This is a genomic window from Dactylosporangium sp. NPDC005572 (assembly GCF_040605515.1).
Taxonomy (GTDB): Bacteria; Actinomycetota; Actinomycetes; order Mycobacteriales; family Micromonosporaceae; genus Dactylosporangium.
In genome coordinates this window covers 51,012-70,291 of sequence record NZ_JBEXCY010000002.1, presented here as the reverse complement: position 1 = coordinate 70,291, position 19,280 = coordinate 51,012, and the positions used below count along the sequence as shown (strand labels likewise).

Below are 19,280 nucleotides of genomic sequence, written 5' to 3'. Positions count from 1 at the left end.
AGAGGCCGGGAACGGGAGAGGCCGGGAACGGGAGGCTCAATCGGGGCTCAGATCGCGATCAACCCGGGCCGGCCATGATCGATGGCGAGTTCTGGTTGCCATCACAGCCAGAACTCGCCATCGATCATGGTGACGTCAGCGAGCAGAAGCGGGACGGACGCGGGCCCGCGAAGGCAGGGCGGCAGGGCGGCGGGGCGGCAGGGCGGCGGGGGCATTGTCCGGGCGGCTGCGCACGAACCGGGACCGCGTCGCGATCAAGCCGAGAGGAGCCCATGATCAAGGGAGCGTTCCGGCTGCCGTGACAGCCAGAACGCTCCCTTGATCATGGGCGGGCGCGGGCTAGAGCATGATCACGGTGCGGAGGACCTCTCCGCGCTCCATCTTGTGGAACGACTCCTCCACGTCGCCGAGCTCGCCCGTCTCCGTCACGAACTTCTCCAGGGGTAGGCGGCCCTGGAGGTACAGGTCGATCATCGTCGGGAAGTCGCGGGAGGGCAGGCAGTCGCCGTACCAGCTCGACTTCAGCGCCCCGCCGCGGCCGAACACCTCCAGGAACGGCAGGGTCAGCTGCATGTCCGGGCGCGGGACGCCGACCAGGACCACCGTGCCCGCCAGGTCGCGGGCGTAGAAGGCCTGCTCGTACACCTGCGGCAGGCCGACCGCCTCGATCACCACGTCGGCGCCGAAGCCGCCGGTCAGGGCGCGGATCGCCTCGACCGGGTCGGTCTCGCGGGAGTTCACCACGTGGGTGGCGCCGAAGTCCTCGGCCCACTGGAGCTTGCGGACGTCGACGTCCACGCCGATGATCGTCGTCGCGCCGGCCAGGGCAGCGGCGGCGATCGAGGCGTTGCCGACGCCGCCGCAGCCGAAGACCGCCACCGAGTCGCCGTGGCGGACGCCGCCGGTGTTCAGGGCCGCGCCCAGGCCGGCCATCACGCCGCAGCCGAGCAGGCCCGCCACCTTCGCCGGGGCGCGCGGGTCGACCTTGGTGCACTGGCCGGCGGCGACCAGCGTGTGCTTCAGGAACGCGCCGATGCCCAGCGCCGGGGTCAGCGGCGTCCCGTCGGCGAGCGTCATCTTCTGCTTCGCGTTGTGGGTGTTGAAGCAGTACCACGGCCGCCCGCGCAGGCAGGCCCGGCACTCGCCGCAGACCGCGCGCCAGTTGAGGATCACGAAGTCGCCGGGCGCGACCGACGTGACGCCCGGCCCGACCGACTCGACGATGCCGGCGGCCTCGTGGCCGAGCAGGAACGGGAAGTCGTCGGTGATCCCGCCCTCCCGGTAGTGCAGATCGGTGTGGCAGACGCCGCACGCCTGCACCTCGACCCGGGCCTCGCCGGGGCCGGGCTCGGGGACGACGACGGTTTCCAGGCTGACGGGGCGGCCCTTGCCCAGTGCGACCACGCCCTGCGTCTCGATAGGCATGGTTCCGTCCTATCAGAGAATGGAGCCATGCGTGGCTGGCTGATCGGGTTGGGTGTCACCGTCACCGTCGTAGTGGTGAGTTGGGCGGTGCTGGTCCTGCTGGCCCGGCGGCTCCCGCCGGGGCTCGCGAAGGACCTGGTGTCGTTCCTGCCGGACTGCGTGACCGCGGCGCGCCGGCTGCGCAAGGACCCGCGGGTGCCGCGGCGGGCGAAGATCGCGATCGCGGTCGCCGCGGTGTGGGTGGCCAGCCCGATCGACCTGATCCCGGAGTTCCTGCCGGTGATCGGGCCGCTCGACGACATCGTCGTCGTGCTGCTCGCGTTCCGGTACGCGGCCCGGCGGGTACCGGTGGAGGCATTGGAAGAGGCGTGGCCCGGGGAGCCGCGGCTGCTGTGGCGGATGATAGGAAGGCGGCCATGACGGTCACGGACGAGCTGCGTCGGGTCGCGCGGGAGCGCTTCGGGTGGGAGCGGCTGCGCGACGAGCAGGTGCGCGCCATGGAGGCCCTGATGGCGGGCCGCGACGCGCTCGCGGTGCTGCCGACCGGGGCCGGGAAGTCGGCGATCTACCAGGTGCCGGCGCCGCTGCTGCCGGGGCCGACGATCGTCATCTCGCCGCTGCTCGCGCTCCAGCAGGACCAGATCGCGTCGCTCACCGCACGCCATCACGAGTCGCTGGTTGCGGTCCGGCTGTCGAGCGCCGAGGGCAAGACCGAGCGGGCGGAGGCGCTGGAGGCGCTGCGGGCCGGCGACGCGGAGTTCGTGTTCCTGACGCCCGAGCAGTTCGCCGACCCGGCGCGGGCCGCGCAGATCAAGGCCCTCAAGCCGAGCCTCGTCGCGGTCGACGAGGCGCACTGCGTCAGCGCCTGGGGGCACGACTTCCGCCCCGACTACCTCCAGCTCGGCCAGTTCATCCGCGAGCTCGGCCGGCCGCCGGTGGTGGCATTGACCGCGACCGCTTCCCCGCCGGTACGGGAGGACATCGTCGAACGCCTCGGCATGCGCGACCCGGAGGTCGTGGTGACGGGGCTGGACCGGTCGAACCTGTACCTGGAGTCGGTGCACTGCCCCGACGAGGAGACCCGCTGGCGGCGCCTGGTCGCGCGGGTGCGCGAGTCGACCCCGCCCGGCATCATCTACGCGCCGACCCGGCGCGCCACCGAGGAGCTGGCCGAGCGCCTCCAACGCGAGGGCTTCGACGCCGTCGCGTACCACGGCGGCATGAGCGCCGGCGAACGCGAGCGGGCGCACGAGGCGTTCCTCGCCGACGAGGTGCCGATCATGGTGGCCACGACGGCGTTCGGCATGGGCATCGACAAGAAGAACATCCGCTGGGTCAACCACGTCTCGCTGCCCGACTCCCCCGACTCGTACCTCCAGGAGATCGGCCGGGCCGGCCGCGACGGGCAGCCGGCGCACGTGCTGCTGCTGCACCGCACCGAGGACAGCGGCCTGCGCAAGTTCTTCACCAACGTCTCCGTCGACCGGGACGAGGTCGCCGACCTGGCCGCGCTGCTGCGCGCCGCCGACACCCCGCTCACCCGCGACGAGCTGGAGGAGAAGACCGGGCTCGGCGCGCGCAAGCTGGGCCAGCTGCTGACCCTCCTGGAGGAGGTCGGCGGCGCCCGGATGCTCAGCGGCGGCAAGGTCAAGGCGCCCCGCTGGGCGCCGGTCCCGGCCCGCGCGGCCGAGCTGGCGGACGCGCAGGCCGAGCGGCAGCAGACGGTGTCCCGGTCGCGCCTCGACATGATGCGCAACTTCGCGGAGACCGAGCTCTGCCGGGGCCAGGCGCTGCTGGCGTACTTCGGGGAGCACCTGCCGGCGAGGTGCGGCCACTGCGACAACTGCGCCGACGGAAGCGCCGCCGCCGGGGAGGCGGCGGCGGGCGACGTGCCGTTCCCGATCCACAGCGAGGTCAGGCACGGCGAATGGGGCAAGGGCGTTGTGCTCTCCTACGCCGGCGACCAGATGACCGTGCTGTTCGACAAGGTCGGGTACAAGACCCTCTCCGTGCCGGTCGTCGAGCAGCACCGGCTCCTCAGGAAGGTGTCCTAGGGCCGGCGCGCCGGGTCCTCGTTGCGCCCGCCGAGCGCGGCCCAGACCTCGTACACGGTGTCGTACACCTCGCCTTCCGGCAGGCGGCCGAGCACGTCGATCACCTCGTCGGGCGCGTTCATCTCGGTCGCGCCGGCGATGAGGTCGTCGCGGTCGCCGGGCAGGCTCGCCTTCGGGATGCAGCGGCCGAGCTCGCTGCGGGCCTCCACGTCTTCGGGAGTCATCCCGACGGGTGTACCGATCGGGCGTGCGAGGGTCGCGTCCGGCGCACCGCCGCCGGAGGTCTCGCCGCGCATCTGGTCGTCCAGGGCCACGCCGTGCTTCGTGTTTCCACGTTCCATGAGCCCGCAGTACCCGGGCGAAAACCCCCCAAACGGTTCACCCCCGATTGAGACCGAGGGCCCCTGGGTACCTGCTGTCCATCCGCCCGATCCACCGCACACCGACCCCCGGGCGTGCGGGCCGGGCGCACCTTGGAGGTGAACTCACGTGGCACGCATCGGGCAGCTGTTCGGCGGGCGCACCGGGGCCGACCGCGACGGCAACGGCGTGGAGGACCGGCTGGAGACCACCGAACGCAAGGTCGACCGCGACCGTGACGGCGTGGACGACCGCGCCGAGACGCGGGAGCGCACGACGAAGCGCATTCCGGCGGTGGGTGTGCTGGACAGCGACACCGACCGGCTCGCCACGCGGCGCAGCATCGACCGCGAGGCGCCGGCCGCTCCGGCGGCACCGGTCAGCCCGGCCCCCGCACCGGCCCCGGACCTGCGGCCGGCCCCGGCCCGCGCGAGCCTGCTCGCGACGTTCGGCCTGATGCTCGGCCTCGCCGCGGTCGCGGTGTCCCTGACCGGCCTGCTCGCGCCGTCGGCGCTCCCGATCGGCGCGCTGGGGCTCATGTTCTCGTTCGCCGGCATCATCGCGGGCGCCCGCCCGGGCGTGGCCGGCCGCGGCCTCGGCGCGCTGGGCGTGCTGGCCGGCGGTACCGCGATCGTGTTCGCGATCATCGCCATGACCGGCCAGGTGAGCTGGCTCGACAGCGACGTCGACCAGGTCGCCCGGCTCAACGACTGGCTCGACGCGAAGCTCCCCTGGATGCAGGACTGGTGACCGTGCCGGGCCGCTGAGCCCCGGCGTCACCATCGATGGCGGGTTCTGGTTGCCGTGGCAGCCGGAACCCGCCAGCGGTCATGGAACCCGGGCCTCGGCCGGGTCCGCCGGTCGAGCCGCCGGATCCGGCTCCACGGGGCGGCGGGTCGCCAGGAACGAACCCGCCAGGATCAGGACGAACGCCGCCCCCGTCAGGACCGTCACCTCCTCGTCCAGGACCAGGAAGCCCAGCACCACCGCCACCGCCGGGTTCACGAACGTGATCACCGTGGCGCGGACCCCGCCCACCTCCGCGACCAGCGCGAAGAACAGCACGAACGCCAGCGCCGTGCAGATCACCGCCAGCGCCAGGGCCGCCAGCGCCGGGCCGGCGGAGACCGTCCGGGCCAGGTCGGGCAGCGACGGGACGGCCACCGGCGCGAACAGCACCGCGCCCACGACCAGCGACGCGGCCGCGACGCCGTAGCGGGGCACGTCGGTCAGCCAGCGCTCGATGATGAGCGGGCCGGCGGCATAGCAGACGACCACGCCGACGAGCTCGAGCAGCGGCACGACTCCCCCGGTACCCACGTGGAAGCCCATCAGCAGGGCAACGCCCGCGAAGCCGGTGAGCAGGCCGCCCACCCGGGCCGCGGTCAGGCGTTCGGCCCGCGAGGACAGGCGGGCCAGGACCGCCGCCACCAGCGGCACCCCGGCGATGACCAGGCCGGTGAACGAGCTGTCGACGTGCCGTTCGGCGTCGGAGAGCAGCAGCCAGGGCAGGCCGATCTCCACCACCGTGTAGACGAGCAGCGGCAGCCAGGGCTTCAGGGACGCGCGCAGCTCCTTGCGGGCGAGCGCGATCGGCAGCAGCAGGACGGCGCCGATCGCGGTGCGGACGAAGACCAGCTCGGCCGGGCCGATCTCACGTACCGCGATCTTGATCAGCAGGTAGGGGATGCCCCACACGACGCACATGGCGGCGAAGAGGATCCATCCGCGACGACTCATGCCCGCAGCATCACGCGGGGCGGCGCGCCGGGTCTTGAACGCTGTTGCGGAATGCCGCTGGAGTGACCCCGGTCACGCGCTTGAACCAGCGCGTGAGGTGGGCCTGGTCGGCGAAGCCGACGGCGCTGCCCACCTCGGCCGGCGGGTGGCCGGCGGCGAGCAGGTGCCGGGCCCGGCAGACCCGCTCCAGGACCAGCCAGGCATGCGGCGGGAACCCGGTGGCGTCGCGGAAGACGCGCAGCATGTGGTACGGCGACAGCTCCACCCCGGCCGCCAGCTCCCGCAGGCTCGGCGCGCAGCGCAGGTCGGCCATGAGCCGGTCGCGGATCTCGGCGACCTTCCGGGCGGCGGCCGCGTCGGACGGCCGCAGCGGCGCGCGGGAAGCGCCGGTCGACCCGTGCCGCGCGACGATCGCCTCGAAGGCCCAGGCGAGCCGGGAGTGGGCGGCGAGGGGGTCCACGCCGGCGGTGAGCTCCTCGTGCGCGTGCCGGAGCAGTTGTACCGAGCGGGCGTCGTGCACGATCGGTTCGCGGAACGACGGACGGCTGGAGCGCCCGTCCAGCAGCATGGCCTCGCTCGGGTACAGCACCCGATAGGCCCAACCCTCGGCGGTGGTGGCCATCCCGTCGTGCGGCTCGCCGGGCTCCAGGATGGCGAGGCTGCCGACGCCCGCGCGGCGCAGCTCGCCGCGGTAGTGGAACTGCTCCTCGCCGCGCACCACGACGCCGATCGCGAACGTGGCGTGGCTGTGCCGGGTGAAGGCGTGCCGGCGGTAGCTGGCGGTGAGCAGGTCCAGCTCGAAGCAGCCGTCGTTGACCCTGGTCCAGGTCGCGGACTCGCTCATGCCGTGACGGTATACCCGAACGGGAGCTCGAGGCGGTGCTCGGCCAGCAGGTCGGCGTCGGCGAGCAGCTCGCGGGTCGGGCCGTCGGCCGCGATCCGGCCGGCGTCGAGGATCACCGAGCGGGAGCAGAGCTCCAGCGCGTACGGCAGGTCGTGGGTCACCATGAGCACCGTCACCGGCAGCTCGCGCAGGATGCCGGCCAGCTCGCGCCGGCTGGCCGGGTCGAGGTTCGACGACGGCTCGTCGAGCACCAGGATCTCCGGCCGCATCGCCAGCACGGTGGCGACCGCGACCCGGCGGCGCTGGCCGAACGACAGATGGTGCGGGGCGCGGTCGCGGTGCTCGCCCATGCCGACCGCGGCGAGTGCCTCGTCGACCCGGGCGGCCAGCTCGTCGCCGCGCAGGCCGAGGTTGGCCGGGCCGAACGCCACGTCCTCCCCCACGGTCGGCATGAACAGCTGATCGTCGGGGTCCTGGAAGACGATGCCGACCCGGCGGCGGATCTCCTTGAGGCAGGCGCGGTCCTTCGGGTCGACGGTCAGGCCGGCGACGGTCACCGTGCCGCCCGAGTCAGCTACGCCGGTGGACGGGCCGGTCGCGTGGAGGATGCCGTTGAGGTGCAGCACGAGCGTGGTCTTGCCGGCGCCGTTCGGGCCGAGCACGGCGACGCGCTCGCCGGCCGGCACGGTCAGGTCGACGCCGTGCAGGGCGACGTGCCCGTCGGGGTAGGCGAACCGCAGGTCACGGACCTCGAGGCTGGGGGTCGTCACCGCAGCAACGCTACCGTCGCGATCGCCGCCGCCACGAGCGGGACGCCGGCCGCCGCCGCCCACTGCCCGGCGGTCGCGCCGGTGCCGGCGATCGCCAGCGGGATGCGGCCCTCGTAGCCGCGGGAGACCATCGCGAGGTACACCCGCTCGCCCCGCTCGAAGGCGCGCAGGAACAGCGCCCCGATGCCGGTCGCGAAGCCCTTGATCTGCCACAGGAAGCGGGGGTCGTACCCGCGGGAGCGCTGGGCGATGCGCATGCGCCGCCCCTCCTCGGCGAGGACGTCGAGGTACCGCAGCATGAACGTCGCGATCTGCGTCACCAACTGCGGGCAGCGCAGCCGGTCCAGGCCGAGCAGCAGGTCGCGGGGGCTGGTGGTGGCGGCGAGCAGCAGCGACGAGAACACGCCGAGCGTGCCCTTGGCCAGGATGTTCCAGGCGCCGTACAGCCCGTCCTCGGAGAGGCTCATTCCGAGAAATTCCACCTTCTCCCCGGTACCAAGGAATGGCAGGGCGAACGCGAGCAGGATGAACGGCAGCTCGATGAGCGAGCGCAGCGCCAGCCAGCCCAGGCCGATGCGGGCGACGAGCGCCACCGCCACGACCACCAGCAGGTAGGCGCCGAACGCCCAGATCGCCTCGCGGGGCGTGGCCACGACGGCGACCGTGAACAGGACGCTGGCGGCGATCTTCACCTCGGGCGGCAGGTCGTGCACCGGCGAGTGCCGGTGCACGAACAGCGCATGACTGTGGCCGGCGCCCACCTCAGACCTTCTGTTCCTTCTTGCGGCCCGCCTTGAGCAGCCAGAACGCGCCGGCGCCGACCCCGAACGTGATGAGCACGCCGAGCACGCCGGACAGGCCGGTGGACAGGAACTCGTTCGAGATGCCCTTCACCGAGTAGCCGGCGAGCGGGCTGTCCTTGGTCAGGTTGTCGGTCTCGGCCTGCGCCATGCAGTTGCCGCCGGTGATCTGGTCCTGGTCGTCGAACGTGCAGCCCTCGCGGGCGACCGAGTCGAGTCCGTCGGGGTGGCCGGAGGCGAAGTTGCTGACGACGCCGGCCAGCAGCAGCGCGGCGACCAGGCCGGTCAGGATGAACCAGGTCGACTTCTTCATGCCGTTGCCTCCTGCTGCTGCGGGGCGGTGACCGGACGCTGGAGGTTCCGCACGGCGTAGACCAGGTCGGGGCGGACCTTCGCGACGTACGACACCGTGATCGCGGTGATGATCCCCTCACCGAGGCCGATGAGCACGTGGACGCCGCCCATCGCGGCGGCGATGCCGCCGATGGAGCGCCCGACGTCCGTCGCGCCGCCCAGCGCGTACTCCAGGACGAAGCCCTGCGAGGCGATCGTGACCGACACGACCGAGGCGATCACGGCGGTGGCCGCCAGTGCCCAGGTCGCGCGGGGCAGGACCCGCAGCAGCAGGGCGACGAGCAGGTAGCCGGCGGCGGCGCCGATCAGCGCCATGTTGGTGATGTTCAGCCCGAGGGCGGTGACGCCGCCGTCGCTGAGGATCAGCGCCTGGACGATGAGCACGATCGCGACGCAGATGGCCCCGAGGTACGGGCCGACGAGCATGACGGCGAGCGTGCCGCCGAGCAGGTGCCCGCTGACCCCGGGCAGGACCTGGAAGTTCAGCATCTGGACCGCGAAGATGAACGCGGCGACGAGCCCGGCCATCGGCACCAGGCGGTCGTCGAGCTCGCGGCGGCCCATCACGAAGCACAGAACCAGCCCGGCGAGCGCAACCCCGGCGAAGAGCAGCGCGATCGGGTTGTCGATGATCCCGTTCGAGATGTGCATGGCTACTGCTGGCATGGTGTTCCTCCCGCGCGCAGCCTATTGCCGGGGTTGCGCTGTTGCCAAGGGGTTGCAACAGCGTCGCTCCTGCGAAGTGGATCACCATGTCACGGGCAGCGCCTCCACCGAGCGCACGATCATGCCCTGCTTGAAGCGCAGCTCCTCGTCCGGCACCGCGACCCGCAGGCCGGGCAGCCGCGTGAACAGCCCGCGCAGCGCCTCCTGGAGCTCCATCCGGGCCAGCTGCGCGCCGAGACAGTGGTGCACGCCGGCGCCGAAGCTCAGGTGCGACACGTCGGGCCGGGCCACGTCGAGGCGCTCCGGCGACTCGGTGTTGCGCGGGTCACGGTTGGCCGCCGCGATCGCCGGCAGCACGATCGAGCCCTTCGGGATGGTGACCCCGCTGAGCACCACGTCCTCGGTCGCGACCCGCGGCAATGAGGTGGCGCCGTCGCCGAGCTGCACGAACCGCATGAGCTCCTCGACCGCGCCGGGGATGAGCGACGGGTCGGCGCGCAGCCGCGCGTCCTCCTCGGGGAAGCGGCGCAGGGTCAGCAGGATCATGTTGATCTGGTTCGCGGTGGTCTCGTGGCCGCCGATGAGGATGCCCAGGCTGAGGGTCACCAGCTCCCGCTCGGTGAGCTTGTCGTGCTCGTCGCGCGCGGCGATGAGCGCGGTCATGAGATCGTCGGCGGGCTGGGCGCGCTTGGCGTAGATGAGGCCGCCGAAGTACTCCCCCATCGCCTGGAGGGCGGCGCCGGTGACCTGCGGGTCGGCGCCCGGCCCGCTCATGAGCGCGTCGGACCAGCCGTGGAAGCGGTCGCGGTCCTCGGCCGGCACGCCGAGCAGCTCGCAGATGACCTGGACCGGCAGCGCCAGCGAGAAGTGCTCGACGAGGTCGACCGGGCGCTCGCCGGCCTCCAGCTCGTCGATGAGCCGCTCGACGATGTCGGCCGCTCGGGGCCGCAGCTCCTCGACGCGGCGGGCGGTGAAGGCCCGGGCGACGAGCTTGCGCAGCCGGGTGTGCTCGGGCGGGTCCATGGCCACGATGGACTCGCTGGCGAGGTCGCCGAGGCCGAACTCGGCGGCGCCGTCCGGGAGCTTGGCCGCCTCGGCCCGGCTGAACCGCGGGTCGACGAGGACGGTGCGCACGTCCTGGTAGCGGGTGACGACGTACGCGACGCTGCCGTCGGCCGCCTCCACCTGCGCGACGGCCTGGTCGCGCTGGATCTCGGTCAGCTGGGGCAGCGGCGCGTAGAGCGTCGGGGCGTGGGGCAGTGGATAGGAGAGGTTCGCCATGGCCGGCAACCTATCGAAGTTTCACGATCTCTACTGCCCCACTCACGCTGCGTGATGCCCCCGCTCCCGCCGGGCGGTGTGGGACGCCGGCGGTCAGGCGTGGGTTGTGACGCTCAGGACCTGGTCCGCCAGGTGCGGGGCCGCGCGCAGTTCGTCGGCCGTGTGGGTCGCCACGACGCGGCCGTCGGACAGGAGCGCTACGTGGTCGGCCACCGCCAGGGCGTGCTCCGGCTGCTGCTCCACCAGCAGGACCGTCAGGCCGCCCCGGGAGAGCTCGGCCACCACCGCGCGGACGCGGGCGGCCAGCTCCACCGCCAGGCCCTCGCAGGGCTCGTCGAGCAGCAGCAGGCGCGGCTGGGTGAGCAGCGCGCGGGCGATCGCCAGCATCTGGGCCTCGCCGCCGGAGAGCTGGTTGCCCTTGTTGCGCAGCCGCTCACCGAGGCGCGGCAGCAGCTCCAGCACCTTCGCCACGGTCCAGTCGCCGGGGCGGCGGGACAGGTGGAGGTGCTCGGCGACGGTCAGGCTGGCGAACACGCGGCGGCCCTGCGGCACCAGGCCCACGCCGGCGCGGGCGACCTTGTGGGCCGGGCGGCCGGTCAGGTCGCGGTCGCCGAGGACCACGCGGCCCTCGCGGGCACGCAGCAGGCCGGCGATCGTGTGCACCAGCGTCGTCTTGCCGGCGCCGTTGCGGCCCAGCACGGCCAGCGCGGTGCCCTGCGGGACCTGGAGGTCGACACCGTGCAGGACGGTGCCGCCGCCGTAGCCGGCGTGCAGGCCCGAGATCGTGAGCGTCATGGGGCGACTCCCGCGTAGGCGGCGGCGACCTCCGGCGAGGAACGGATCTCGGGGACGGTGCCGGTGTGGACGTGCTTGCCGGAGTGCAGGACGGTCACCCGGTCCGCGAAGCCGTAGACGAGGTCGAGATGGTGCTCGACCAGCAGGATCGCGACCGTGCCGGGCAGCTCCGCGAGCAGGCCGGCGAGCAGCTCGACCTCCGGCGGGGCCAGGCCGGCCGCCGGCTCGTCGAGCAGCAGCAGGCGCGGCTCGCCGGCCAGGGCCATGGCCAGCTCCAGCTGGCGGCGCTGGCCGTGCGACAGCGAGCCGGCCTGGGTGGCGGCCACGGCGTCGAGGCCGACCGACGCGAGCAGCTCCTGGGCGCGGGCGCGGCCGCCCGGGCGCAGGCGGCCCCACGGCCGGCGGCCGGCGACCAGCACGTTGTCGAGGGCCGACAGGCTGGACCAGACGGCCGGGTGCTGGTGGGTGCGGCCGACGCCGAGCCGGGCCCGGCGGGCCGGGCCGAGCGACGTCACGTCCCGGCCGCCGAAGTGGATGCGGCCGGACGACGGGCGCAGGCCGCCGGCGACCAGGTTGAGCAGGGTGCTCTTGCCGGCGCCGTTGGGGCCGATGAGGGCCCGGCGCTCGCCCGGCTCGAGCCGCAGGCTCACGTCGTCGAGCGCAGTGAGGTCGCCGTAGCGGCGGCCCAGACCGGCCACGGAGAGCAGTTCACCGCTCATGCGTCCTCCGCTTCGCTCCGGAACCACTCATGCGTTCCGCCTTCCCAGCAGGCCGCGCGGCAGGAGGTACACGCACAGGATGAACAGCACCCCGAGCAGGAGCGGGGCGTTGCCGGGCCAGTAGCTGCCCAGCCAGTCGCGGGTCAGCACGACGAGGGCCGCGCCGACCACGGCGCCGATCATCGACGTGGCCCCGCCGATGGTGACCGCCAGCAGGATCAGCGCCGACACCTCGAACCCGCCGGTGCCCGGCGACACGAACTGGTCGACGGTGACGATGAGCGAGCCGGCCGCGCCGGCCAGGGCACCGGCCCCGACGTACGCGGCGGTGAGGTAGCCGGCGACGGGGTGGCCGCTGGCGCGCATCCGGGCGTCGTCGTCGCGGGTCGCCCGCAGCAGGGCGCCGGCCGGGGAGCGCAGCACCAGCAGCACCACGCCGACCAGGACGGCCACCACGATCAGGACGTAGAGGTACACGTCGGCGTCGCTGTCGAGCTTGGCGAGGCCGGGCACCGGGTAGGGGCGGGCGAACGCCAGCTTGCCGTCGGTGCCGCCGGTGATCGCCTTCCACTGGCCGGCCAGGGTGTACGTCAGCTCGCCGAGCGCCAGCGTGATCATCAGCACCACGACGCCCCGGGCGTAGACCACGATCGGGGCGGTGATCAGGGCGAACAGCGCGCCGGCGCCGGCCGCGGCCAGCAGCTGCACGACCGCGATGTCCATGTCGAGGTCGACCAGGTTGGCCGCCGTGTACGCGCCGACGAGGTACGGCGCGGTCTGGCCGAGCGTCGGCAGGCCGGCGGTGCCGGTCAGCAGGGCGACGGAGACCGCGAGCAGGCCGATGATGAGGACCCTGGCGATCGTCGCCTGCGCGTAGTCGGCCAACGTCCACGTGAACGACACCAGCAGGAGCAGGACCGCCGGCACCGCCGCGATCCGGAGCACTCGAAGAAGCCTGCCGTTCATGCCGCCCGCCGGGAGAGGAGGCCGGTCGCGCGGAGCGCCAGCACGATCGCCATCGCGCCGAACATCGCGAACGGCTGGAACATCTGGAAGTCGGCCTTCGCCGCGCCGAGGGTGTGGATCTCGCCGACGGCGATCGCGGCCAGGAACGCGCCGCCGATCGAGCCCATGCCGCCGAGGACGACGACCACGAGCGACAGCAGCAGCACCAGGTCGGCGGTCTTCGGACCGGGCCCGATGATCGGCGCGCCGAGGGCGCCGGCCAGCCCGGCGAGCGCGCCGCCCGCGGCCAGCACGCTGACGCGCACCGTGGCCGGGTTGACGCCCAGGGTCGCGACCATGTCACGGTCGTCGACGGTCGCGCGGACGAAGCTGCCCGCGCGGGTCCGGGTGACGACGAGCCACAGGCCGACCGCGATGAGCGCCGCGACGCCGATGAAGGCCAGCCGGTACCCCGGGTAGCTGTGCCCGGCGAAGTCGACCGCGCGGTCGATCGACTTCGGCACGACCACGGGCAGGTCGTCGGGGCCGAACACGAGCACGAGCAGCCGGCTGAACACCAGCGCGACGCCGAACGTGAGCAGCGCCTGCGCGAGGTGGCCGCGGCCGGAGATCGGCGCGAGCATCAGGGCCAGCAGCGCGCCCCCGGCCCCCGCGGCCGCGGTGCCGACGAGCACCGCGAGCGCGAGGGAGAGCCAGGTGCCGTCATTGACCTTGGCGGCGGCGTACGCACCGAACACGAACAGTGTCCCGTGCGCGAGATTGAGCACGTCACCCACGCCGAAGGCCAGGGTGAGCCCGGCGGCGACGACGAACAGCAACAAGCCGTACGCCACGCCGTCGACCGCCGGGATCAGGTAAGCGTCCAACTGAGCTAGGCACCGACCGTCGCGAGATCCTGCACCAGCACGTTCGCGATGGCCCGGCCGTCGCTCTTGACCTGACGCAGGTACCACTTCTGGATCGGCGCGTGGTTCTTGCCGAACTGCCACTGGCCACGCGGGCTGGAGATCTGACCCAGCTTGCCGACCTGCTCGTTGATCGTCTCCGAGGTGACGTTGTCGCCGGCCGCCGCGATGGCCCGGTCGAGCACGGCCGCCGCGTCGTAGGACGCCATCGCGTACGTGGTCGGGGTCGCGTCCGGGTAGGCCTGCTGCCAGGCGGCGACGAACTTGCGGTTCTCCTCGTTGTCGAGGTCGGGCGAGTAGTTGCAGACGGTGTAGACGCCGAGCGCGGAGTCACCCTCGGCCTGCAGGACCGAGCCCTCGGTGAGGAAGGCGCCGTACAGCGGGATGTCCTTCGCGTCGGACTGCTTGTACTGCTTCACGAAGTCGATCGCGGCCTTGCCGGCGTAGAAGGTGTAGACGGCCTTCGCGTTGGCCGCCTTGACCTGCGACAGGTAGGGCAGGAAGTTGGTGGTCGTCGGGAACGGCGTCCACAGCGTCTTGCCGTCGGGGTTGGCCAGCTTGCCGCCGATCTTGGCGAACTCGGTGGTGAAGCCGCCGACCTCGTCGAAGCCACCCTGGTAGTTCGGGCCGATCGCGAAGACCGGGCCGTCCACCTTGTCCTTGATGTACTGCGCGATCGACTGGCCGGGGTCCGTCGACATGAAGCTCGTGGTCCAGACCCGGCTGACGTCCTTGAGGTCCGGGCGGCCGTTGGAGCCGATGAGCGGCACCTTCGCCTCGTTGAGCAGCCCCGCGACGCCGGCCACCGAGCCACCGCCGACGATGCCCGTCAGCGCGAGGACCTTCTCTTCCTTGATGAGCTTGGTGGCGGCGGGCACCGCGGTGTCCACGCCGTCGCCCTCGTCGGCGACCTTCAGGTCGATCGGGTGGCCGCCGAGCTTGTTGTCGTGCATCTTGAGGTAGAGCTCGAAGCCCTTCTTCAGGTCGGTGCCGACCGCCTGGTAGGTGCCACTGAGTGAACCGAGGAAGCCGATCTTCAGGGTCGAGGCCGTGCCGGCGCTCCCCGACTCCTCGTCTTTGGCACAGCCGGCCGCGGCGAGCAGCAGGCCGGTCGCCATGATTGCGCTGACGGCTCTGGTCCAGCGTCCGTGCAGGGACATGGGTCTCCTCTTGAGGTGCATTCTTTGGGGCTGAGCTGGGGGGCTGAGCTGGGAGGGTTGGGCTGACGCGTTACCGGCGCACGCCGGTGCGCAGCGTCAGCGCGTGTTCGGTGACGGTCACGAGGATCTCCTTCGCCGACGCCCGGGAGCGCACGTCGGCGTCGAGCATGGGGACGCTGCGGTGGATGGCCAGCGCCTCCCGGATGTCCTCGAGGTGGTAGCGCGCCGAGCCTTCGAAGTTGTTCACCGCGATGACGTACGGCAGCCGCCGGTTCTCGAAGAAGTCGATGGCCCCGAAGCAGTCCGCGAGCCGGCGGGTGTCGGCGATGACCACGGCGCCGATGGCGCCGCGACACAGCTCGTCCCACATGAACCAGAACCGCTTCTGGCCCGGGGTACCGAAGAGGTACAGCACCAGGTCCTGGTAGAGCGTGATGCGCCCGAAGTCCATGGCGACCGTGGTGCTGCCCTTGTCGGGCACGAGCGTCGCGTCGTCATGCGCCATGCTGGCGGTGGTCATGAGCGCTTCGGTGGTGACCGGCGGGATCTCGGAGATCGACCCGACCAGCGTGGTCTTGCCCGCGCCGAAGCCACCCGCGATGATGATCTTGACTGCGGTGGGCCGGCCGCGACGTGCTGGCTCGGTCACAACGACGGTCCCCGCACAGCCGGAGTCAGCGCGTCACCGATGCGGTTCGCCAGGTCGGTCATCTCGTAGGAGACCTTGCCGACGTCGGCGTTCGGCGAGGCGAGCACGAGCAGCGAGGCGCCGTCGCTGAACGCCATGCAGAACATGAAGCCGCCGTCGAGCTGCGTCACGTTCGAGATCACGCTGCCGGCCTCGAAGAACCGGGCCGCGCCGGCGAGCAGCGCGACAAGGCCGCTGCCGGTGGCGGCGAGCTGGTCGGCCCGGTCGCGGGGCAGCGCCCGGGTATGGGCCAGCACGAGACCGTCCGTCGAGATCGCCAGCGCGTGGGCGACGTCAGGCGTACGGCTCGCAAAACTGTCCAGCAGCCAACCGAGATCCCTCGGGTCGGTCACAGAAGTGGTCCTCTCGTTTCCTCACGTGGTTCAGTTCGCCGGGGTACGCCGGTTGGCCACACCGCGGGCGTAGGCGGACATCGCGGCGGCGACCTTGGTGGGGTCGCGACGCGGCGCGCTGCTGCCGGTGGCGGCCGCCCGCTCCGCCGCGGACGGCTCGGCGGCGCCGGGCACCAGGTGCCGCCCCGCCGCGCGAACCGGCAGGCCGGACGACGTGGTGGAGCTGACCTGCGGGGTGGCGGCCTGCTGGGCCGCCCGCCAGCCGGTGTCGGCACTGGTCTCCCAGTTCACCGGCTCGGCGACCGTGGTCTCCACCGCGACCGCTGCCGCTGCCGACGACTCGACCCGGAACCACCCGTTGACCGACTTGAAGATGGGCAGCTCGATCGACTCGTCCGCGACCGCGGCGAGCACGGCCGGGACGTCGGGCGGCGGCAACGGGGGCCAGGCGCCCGGGCCGGGCGGCGGTGGCGCCGCCGCGGGCATCGGGGTCGGCTGCTGGTAGCCCTGCGGCTGGTACCCCTGCTGCTGGTACTCCTGCGGCTGGTACCCCTGCGGCTGGTACCCCTGCTGCTGGTACCCCTGCTGCTGGTACCCCTGTGGCGGGTAGTCCTGTGGCGGGTAGTCCTGCGGCGGCGCGTACCCCTGCGGCGGCGCGGCCATCGACGGCGCGGCCATCATCGGCATGGCCATCGTCTGCGCGTGCGGCACCGCGCGGATCTCCTGCGTGGGAACCGAGAAGAGGCTGTTGTCCGGCGACGCGGCGGGCGGCTGCTGGGGCTGCGGCGTGAACAGGTCGTTCGCCGGGCGCGGCGCGCTCTCGCCCCCGCCGCCGCCGACCGGGGCCAGCTGCGGCTGCCGCTCCGACGCCATGATCGGGCGGAACACGGTGCTGGGGATCGTCACCTCGGCGAGCGTGCCGGTGTGCTGGCCGGGACGCAGCTGGACGAGGATGTTGTACCGCGCGGCGATGTGCCCGACCACGGTGAGACCCATGGCGCGGACCGCGGCGATGTCGATCGCGGGCGGCTCCTCGAGCAGGTCGTTGAGCTGCGCGCGGCGGGCCGGCGCCAAGCCGACGCCGGAGTCGACGATCTGGATGATGATCCGGTCGCCGAGCCCCCGGGCGGTGACCCAGACGTCCGACTCCGGCGGGGAGTAGCCGGTCGCGTTGTCCAGCAGCTCGGCCAGGAGGTGCACGATCTCGTCGACCGCCTCGGCGACCACGGCGACGTCGTCGTCGATGCTGCCGAAGCGGACCCGGACGTAGTGCTCGATCTGCGAGATGGCCGCCTGGAGAACCTTGCCGAGCGGCGCGTCCTCGCGCCGGATGCGGGCCGCCCCGGAGCCGCCCAGCACCAGGAGGCTCAGGTTGATCCGGGCCATGCGGGTGGCGAGGTGGTCCAGTTGGTACAGCTGTTGCAGCCGGTCGGGGTCGGTCTCGTCCCGCTCGACCCGGTCGACCTGGGCGAGCACGGCGTCGACCAGTCGTTGCTCGCGGCGGGACAGGTGGACGAAGATCTCGGCGACGTTGGACCGCATGACGGCCTGCTCACCGGCGATCCGGACCGCCTCGCGGTGGACCGCGCGGAAGGCGCTGGCCACGTCGGCGACCTCGTCGGCGCCGGATACGACCAGCGTTGCCGAGGCCCGGTCGGCGACCTCGTCCGGGTCGACCGTGCCGGGCGCGGCGGCTCGCAGCTCGGCGACGACCGCCGGCAGCTGGTCGTAGGCGACGGTGCGGGCGGCGTCGTGCAGGTAGCGCAGGCGCCGCGTGATGCGCCGCGCGACCATACCGGTGAGGATGATCGCGATGAGCAGCACGGCGGCCACGGCGGCGATCTGGATCGCGGCCTGGGTCATCTGGTCGTCGCGCAGCTCCTGGACCTTGCCGACGACCGCGTCGTCGACCTTCTGCTCCACCTGGTAGAGCAGGCCCGACCAGCCGGACATCGCGTTGATCCAGCCCACCGCGTCGAGGCCGATCCCCTGGCCGGCGGCGGTGCGGGCGACCTGGTCCTGGAAGCGCTGCGCGGCGACGACCTGCTCACCGGTGCTGGCCTGCTCGTACCAGGTCCGCCATTCGCCGGGGGCGAGCTGGTTGAACGCGACCGACGCCTCGGTGAAGCTCGTGCGCGTCGCGGTGATCTCCACCTGGAGCGCCGGGGTCAGCGCTCCCGCGTCGAGGGCGCGGAGCACCGCGACCTGCTGCTGGCCGAGCGACTCGGCGGCCCGGGAGAGCGCCGCGGCGGCGCGGATCTCGTCGGCGAGGTCGGTCGGGGCGCCGGAGCGGGCCACCGACTCGCGGAAGGTCAGCAGGTCGGCGATCAGGATGCGGTAGGTGAACGCCAGACCGGACACAGTGATCTTGGCGTCCTTGTTGCGCACCTGCTCACGGACCTTGACGAGCGACGCGAGGCTGGTGTCGATGCGTTCGAGCACGTCGTTGCCGCTGACCGAGCGGCGCTTCTCCGCGTAGGTGCGCGCGGTGTCGTCGGTCAGCATCAACTGCTGGTTGAAGGCCTCGACCTGCGGTGCCGGGTTGGTCTTGTTCAGCACCACGCTCACCGCCGCGGCCCGCTCACGCTGGAGCGCGTGGGCGAGGCCGCCCGCCTCGGAGGCGAGCGCGGCGAGGTTCTGCAGGTTCCGCGTGCGGTTCACCTGCTGGACGGTGCTGACGAGGGCGATGCCGGCGAACACCACGACGGCGACGAGCGGCACGGCGACAATGAGACGGAGTTGGTCGATGATCCGGCGGCCCGCGCGCTGCCCGCTTTCCCGACCGCCGGGCATTGGCTGCCCATGGCGGTTATGACGGGTCGGTCGGCGCTCGATCTGCCGAGGGTCGCGGCCCTGCCGTTGGGCGGGCACGGGCAGCGCACTCTGGCTTTGGGTCACGAAAAGTCCCCGCAGGCATCCGAGGTTGACAATGCAGGTCGAGCGCAGGACGAGCGGGAGGCGGCGCGATCGGCGCCCAAAACTTCCCACTCTGCGCATCGACGTTGAGCACAATCACAGGTCGGCCCATCCGTGTCAATACCGACGTACCCCATCCAGCGACGATCGCCTGTTTCTCACTCATCCGTTCGCCTCGGATTCCGGAAGACGTACGGACCCAAACGGCTGGTTCCGGTGGGAATCGAGGGATTGTTGGCCGCCTGGCGAAACTTCCGCGTGACGCAGAAGTTACGTGCTCGAAATAATTACACTATGCACTGTCGACAATGCGCCGAGTAATTGTTTGTCTATCGACAATATGCTCGAGCGACAATGCCTACGCGCTGGTAACAAAATCGTCGACCGCTGCCAACCCGGCGTTCACCGGCGCGGACGCGGCCGTCGGAACCCGACCGGCCGCAGGCGCGCCGCCGGCGCGCTCGACCCCCACCGGAGCGACGAT

At 72.3% G+C, this 19,280-nt stretch carries 20 protein-coding genes; 3 read left to right on the top strand and 17 right to left on the bottom strand.

All coding sequences use genetic code 11. From position 1 onward, the window contains the following. Nucleotides 1–339: 339 nt before the first annotated feature. A complete protein-coding gene (locus ABZS66_RS01440; protein ID WP_354754034.1) occupies nucleotides 340–1,425 on the bottom strand; it encodes an S-(hydroxymethyl)mycothiol dehydrogenase in 1,086 nt (361 codons plus the stop codon). Between the two features lie 27 nt (nucleotides 1,426–1,452). On the opposite strand from ABZS66_RS01440, the gene ABZS66_RS01435 reads away from it, so the two are divergent. Both ABZS66_RS01435 and ABZS66_RS01430 read left to right on the top strand, forming a co-directional pair. Continuing rightward, nucleotides 1,453–1,845 (top strand): DUF1232 domain-containing protein, encoded by a 393-nt coding sequence (locus tag ABZS66_RS01435; protein ID WP_354754033.1) that lies wholly within the window; start codon nucleotides 1,453–1,455, stop codon nucleotides 1,843–1,845. After that, nucleotides 1,842–3,479, top strand: a complete 1,638-nt coding sequence (locus ABZS66_RS01430) for an ATP-dependent DNA helicase RecQ (protein ID WP_354754031.1) — start codon at nucleotides 1,842–1,844, stop codon at nucleotides 3,477–3,479. Before ABZS66_RS01435 ends, ABZS66_RS01430 begins: the two co-directional genes overlap by 4 nt. Here ABZS66_RS01430 and ABZS66_RS01425 read toward each other — a convergent pair. Beyond that, the gene (locus ABZS66_RS01425) at nucleotides 3,476–3,820 is read right to left on the bottom strand and encodes a DUF2795 domain-containing protein (RefSeq protein ID WP_354754029.1); all 345 of its coding nucleotides are present in this window, start codon (nucleotides 3,818–3,820) and stop codon (nucleotides 3,476–3,478) included. The two genes, ABZS66_RS01430 and ABZS66_RS01425, sit on opposite strands and share 4 nt — an antisense overlap. Before the next feature lie 148 nt (nucleotides 3,821–3,968). Here ABZS66_RS01425 and ABZS66_RS01420 point away from each other — a divergent pair, with 148 nt between their 5' ends. Further along, entirely contained in the window at nucleotides 3,969–4,589 is a 621-nt protein-coding gene (locus ABZS66_RS01420) for a hypothetical protein (protein ID WP_354754028.1), read from the top strand. 78 nt (nucleotides 4,590–4,667) lie between these two features. Here the strand turns inward: ABZS66_RS01420 and ABZS66_RS01415 are convergent, their stop codons facing one another. The 15 genes from ABZS66_RS01415 to ABZS66_RS01345 all read right to left on the bottom strand — a co-directional run bounded on the left by ABZS66_RS01415 (nucleotide 4,668) and on the right by ABZS66_RS01345 (nucleotide 18,601). Further along, on the bottom strand, nucleotides 4,668–5,579 hold the full coding sequence (locus ABZS66_RS01415) for a DMT family transporter (RefSeq protein ID WP_354754026.1): 912 nt from the start codon (nucleotides 5,577–5,579) through the stop codon (nucleotides 4,668–4,670). 10 nt (nucleotides 5,580–5,589) lie between these two features. Beyond that, on the bottom strand, nucleotides 5,590–6,423 hold the full coding sequence (locus ABZS66_RS01410) for an AraC family transcriptional regulator (RefSeq protein WP_354754024.1): 834 nt from the start codon (nucleotides 6,421–6,423) through the stop codon (nucleotides 5,590–5,592). Further along, complete coding sequence (locus ABZS66_RS01405; protein ID WP_354754022.1) at nucleotides 6,420–7,193, bottom strand: ABC transporter ATP-binding protein; 774 nt, start codon at nucleotides 7,191–7,193, stop codon at nucleotides 6,420–6,422. The genes ABZS66_RS01410 and ABZS66_RS01405 overlap by 4 nt, the downstream gene beginning before the upstream one ends. Beyond that, on the bottom strand, nucleotides 7,190–7,954 hold the full coding sequence (gene cbiQ / locus ABZS66_RS01400) for a cobalt ECF transporter T component CbiQ (RefSeq protein WP_354754020.1): 765 nt from the start codon (nucleotides 7,952–7,954) through the stop codon (nucleotides 7,190–7,192). Before cbiQ ends, ABZS66_RS01405 begins: the two co-directional genes overlap by 4 nt. Nucleotide 7,955: 1 nt before the next feature. Further along, the gene (locus ABZS66_RS01395; RefSeq protein WP_354754019.1) at nucleotides 7,956–8,306 is read right to left on the bottom strand and encodes a PDGLE domain-containing protein; all 351 of its coding nucleotides are present in this window, start codon (nucleotides 8,304–8,306) and stop codon (nucleotides 7,956–7,958) included. Further along, entirely contained in the window at nucleotides 8,303–9,013 is a 711-nt protein-coding gene (locus ABZS66_RS01390; protein ID WP_354754017.1) for an energy-coupling factor ABC transporter permease, read from the bottom strand. The genes ABZS66_RS01395 and ABZS66_RS01390 overlap by 4 nt, the downstream gene beginning before the upstream one ends. 81 nt (nucleotides 9,014–9,094) lie before the next feature. Continuing rightward, nucleotides 9,095–10,294, bottom strand: a complete 1,200-nt coding sequence (locus ABZS66_RS01385; RefSeq protein WP_354754016.1) for a cytochrome P450 — start codon at nucleotides 10,292–10,294, stop codon at nucleotides 9,095–9,097. A gap of 93 nt (nucleotides 10,295–10,387) precedes the next feature. Further along, nucleotides 10,388–11,089 (bottom strand): ABC transporter ATP-binding protein, encoded by a 702-nt coding sequence (locus ABZS66_RS01380; protein WP_354754014.1) that lies wholly within the window; start codon nucleotides 11,087–11,089, stop codon nucleotides 10,388–10,390. Further along, nucleotides 11,086–11,808 carry an ABC transporter ATP-binding protein gene (locus ABZS66_RS01375; protein WP_354754012.1) on the bottom strand — a complete coding sequence of 241 codons (723 nt, stop codon included), beginning with the start codon at nucleotides 11,806–11,808 and terminating at the stop codon, nucleotides 11,086–11,088. The genes ABZS66_RS01380 and ABZS66_RS01375 overlap by 4 nt, the downstream gene beginning before the upstream one ends. 27 nt (nucleotides 11,809–11,835) lie before the next feature. Further along, nucleotides 11,836–12,753, bottom strand: a complete 918-nt coding sequence (locus tag ABZS66_RS01370; protein ID WP_354754010.1) for a branched-chain amino acid ABC transporter permease — start codon at nucleotides 12,751–12,753, stop codon at nucleotides 11,836–11,838. 17 nt (nucleotides 12,754–12,770) lie between these two features. After that, on the bottom strand, nucleotides 12,771–13,640 hold the full coding sequence (locus ABZS66_RS01365; RefSeq protein ID WP_354754008.1) for a branched-chain amino acid ABC transporter permease: 870 nt from the start codon (nucleotides 13,638–13,640) through the stop codon (nucleotides 12,771–12,773). Nucleotides 13,641–13,645: 5 nt separating this feature from the next. Continuing rightward, entirely contained in the window at nucleotides 13,646–14,839 is a 1,194-nt protein-coding gene (locus ABZS66_RS01360; protein ID WP_354754006.1) for an ABC transporter substrate-binding protein, read from the bottom strand. 70 nt (nucleotides 14,840–14,909) lie between these two features. Next, nucleotides 14,910–15,488, bottom strand: coding sequence for an ATP/GTP-binding protein (locus ABZS66_RS01355; RefSeq protein WP_354754005.1), 579 nt, complete (start codon nucleotides 15,486–15,488; stop codon nucleotides 14,910–14,912). Further along, on the bottom strand, nucleotides 15,485–15,880 hold the full coding sequence (locus ABZS66_RS01350) for a roadblock/LC7 domain-containing protein (protein ID WP_238013998.1): 396 nt from the start codon (nucleotides 15,878–15,880) through the stop codon (nucleotides 15,485–15,487). The genes ABZS66_RS01355 and ABZS66_RS01350 overlap by 4 nt, the downstream gene beginning before the upstream one ends. A 30-nt stretch (nucleotides 15,881–15,910) precedes the next feature. Continuing rightward, a complete protein-coding gene (locus ABZS66_RS01345; RefSeq protein WP_354754003.1) occupies nucleotides 15,911–18,601 on the bottom strand; it encodes a nitrate- and nitrite sensing domain-containing protein in 2,691 nt (896 codons plus the stop codon). Between the last annotated feature and the right edge of the window lie 679 nt (nucleotides 18,602–19,280).

Excerpts from the sequence above, each read along its gene's own strand:
- ABZS66_RS01440 (WP_354754034.1), bottom strand. The coding sequence starts at position 1,425 with ATGCCTATCGAGACGCAGGGCGTGGTCGCACTGGGCAAGGGCCGCCCC.
- ABZS66_RS01435 (WP_354754033.1), top strand. The coding sequence starts at position 1,453 with ATGCGTGGCTGGCTGATCGGGTTGGGTGTCACCGTCACCGTCGTAGTG.
- ABZS66_RS01430 (WP_354754031.1), top strand. The coding sequence starts at position 1,842 with ATGACGGTCACGGACGAGCTGCGTCGGGTCGCGCGGGAGCGCTTCGGG.
- ABZS66_RS01425 (WP_354754029.1), bottom strand. The coding sequence starts at position 3,820 with ATGGAACGTGGAAACACGAAGCACGGCGTGGCCCTGGACGACCAGATG.
- ABZS66_RS01415 (WP_354754026.1), bottom strand. The coding sequence starts at position 5,579 with ATGAGTCGTCGCGGATGGATCCTCTTCGCCGCCATGTGCGTCGTGTGG.
- ABZS66_RS01410 (WP_354754024.1), bottom strand. The coding sequence starts at position 6,423 with ATGAGCGAGTCCGCGACCTGGACCAGGGTCAACGACGGCTGCTTCGAG.
- ABZS66_RS01395 (WP_354754019.1), bottom strand. The coding sequence starts at position 8,306 with ATGAAGAAGTCGACCTGGTTCATCCTGACCGGCCTGGTCGCCGCGCTG.
- ABZS66_RS01390 (WP_354754017.1), bottom strand. The coding sequence starts at position 9,013 with ATGCCAGCAGTAGCCATGCACATCTCGAACGGGATCATCGACAACCCG.
- ABZS66_RS01385 (WP_354754016.1), bottom strand. The coding sequence starts at position 10,294 with ATGGCGAACCTCTCCTATCCACTGCCCCACGCCCCGACGCTCTACGCG.
- ABZS66_RS01380 (WP_354754014.1), bottom strand. The coding sequence starts at position 11,089 with ATGACGCTCACGATCTCGGGCCTGCACGCCGGCTACGGCGGCGGCACC.
- ABZS66_RS01375 (WP_354754012.1), bottom strand. The coding sequence starts at position 11,808 with ATGAGCGGTGAACTGCTCTCCGTGGCCGGTCTGGGCCGCCGCTACGGC.
- ABZS66_RS01360 (WP_354754006.1), bottom strand. The coding sequence starts at position 14,839 with ATGTCCCTGCACGGACGCTGGACCAGAGCCGTCAGCGCAATCATGGCG.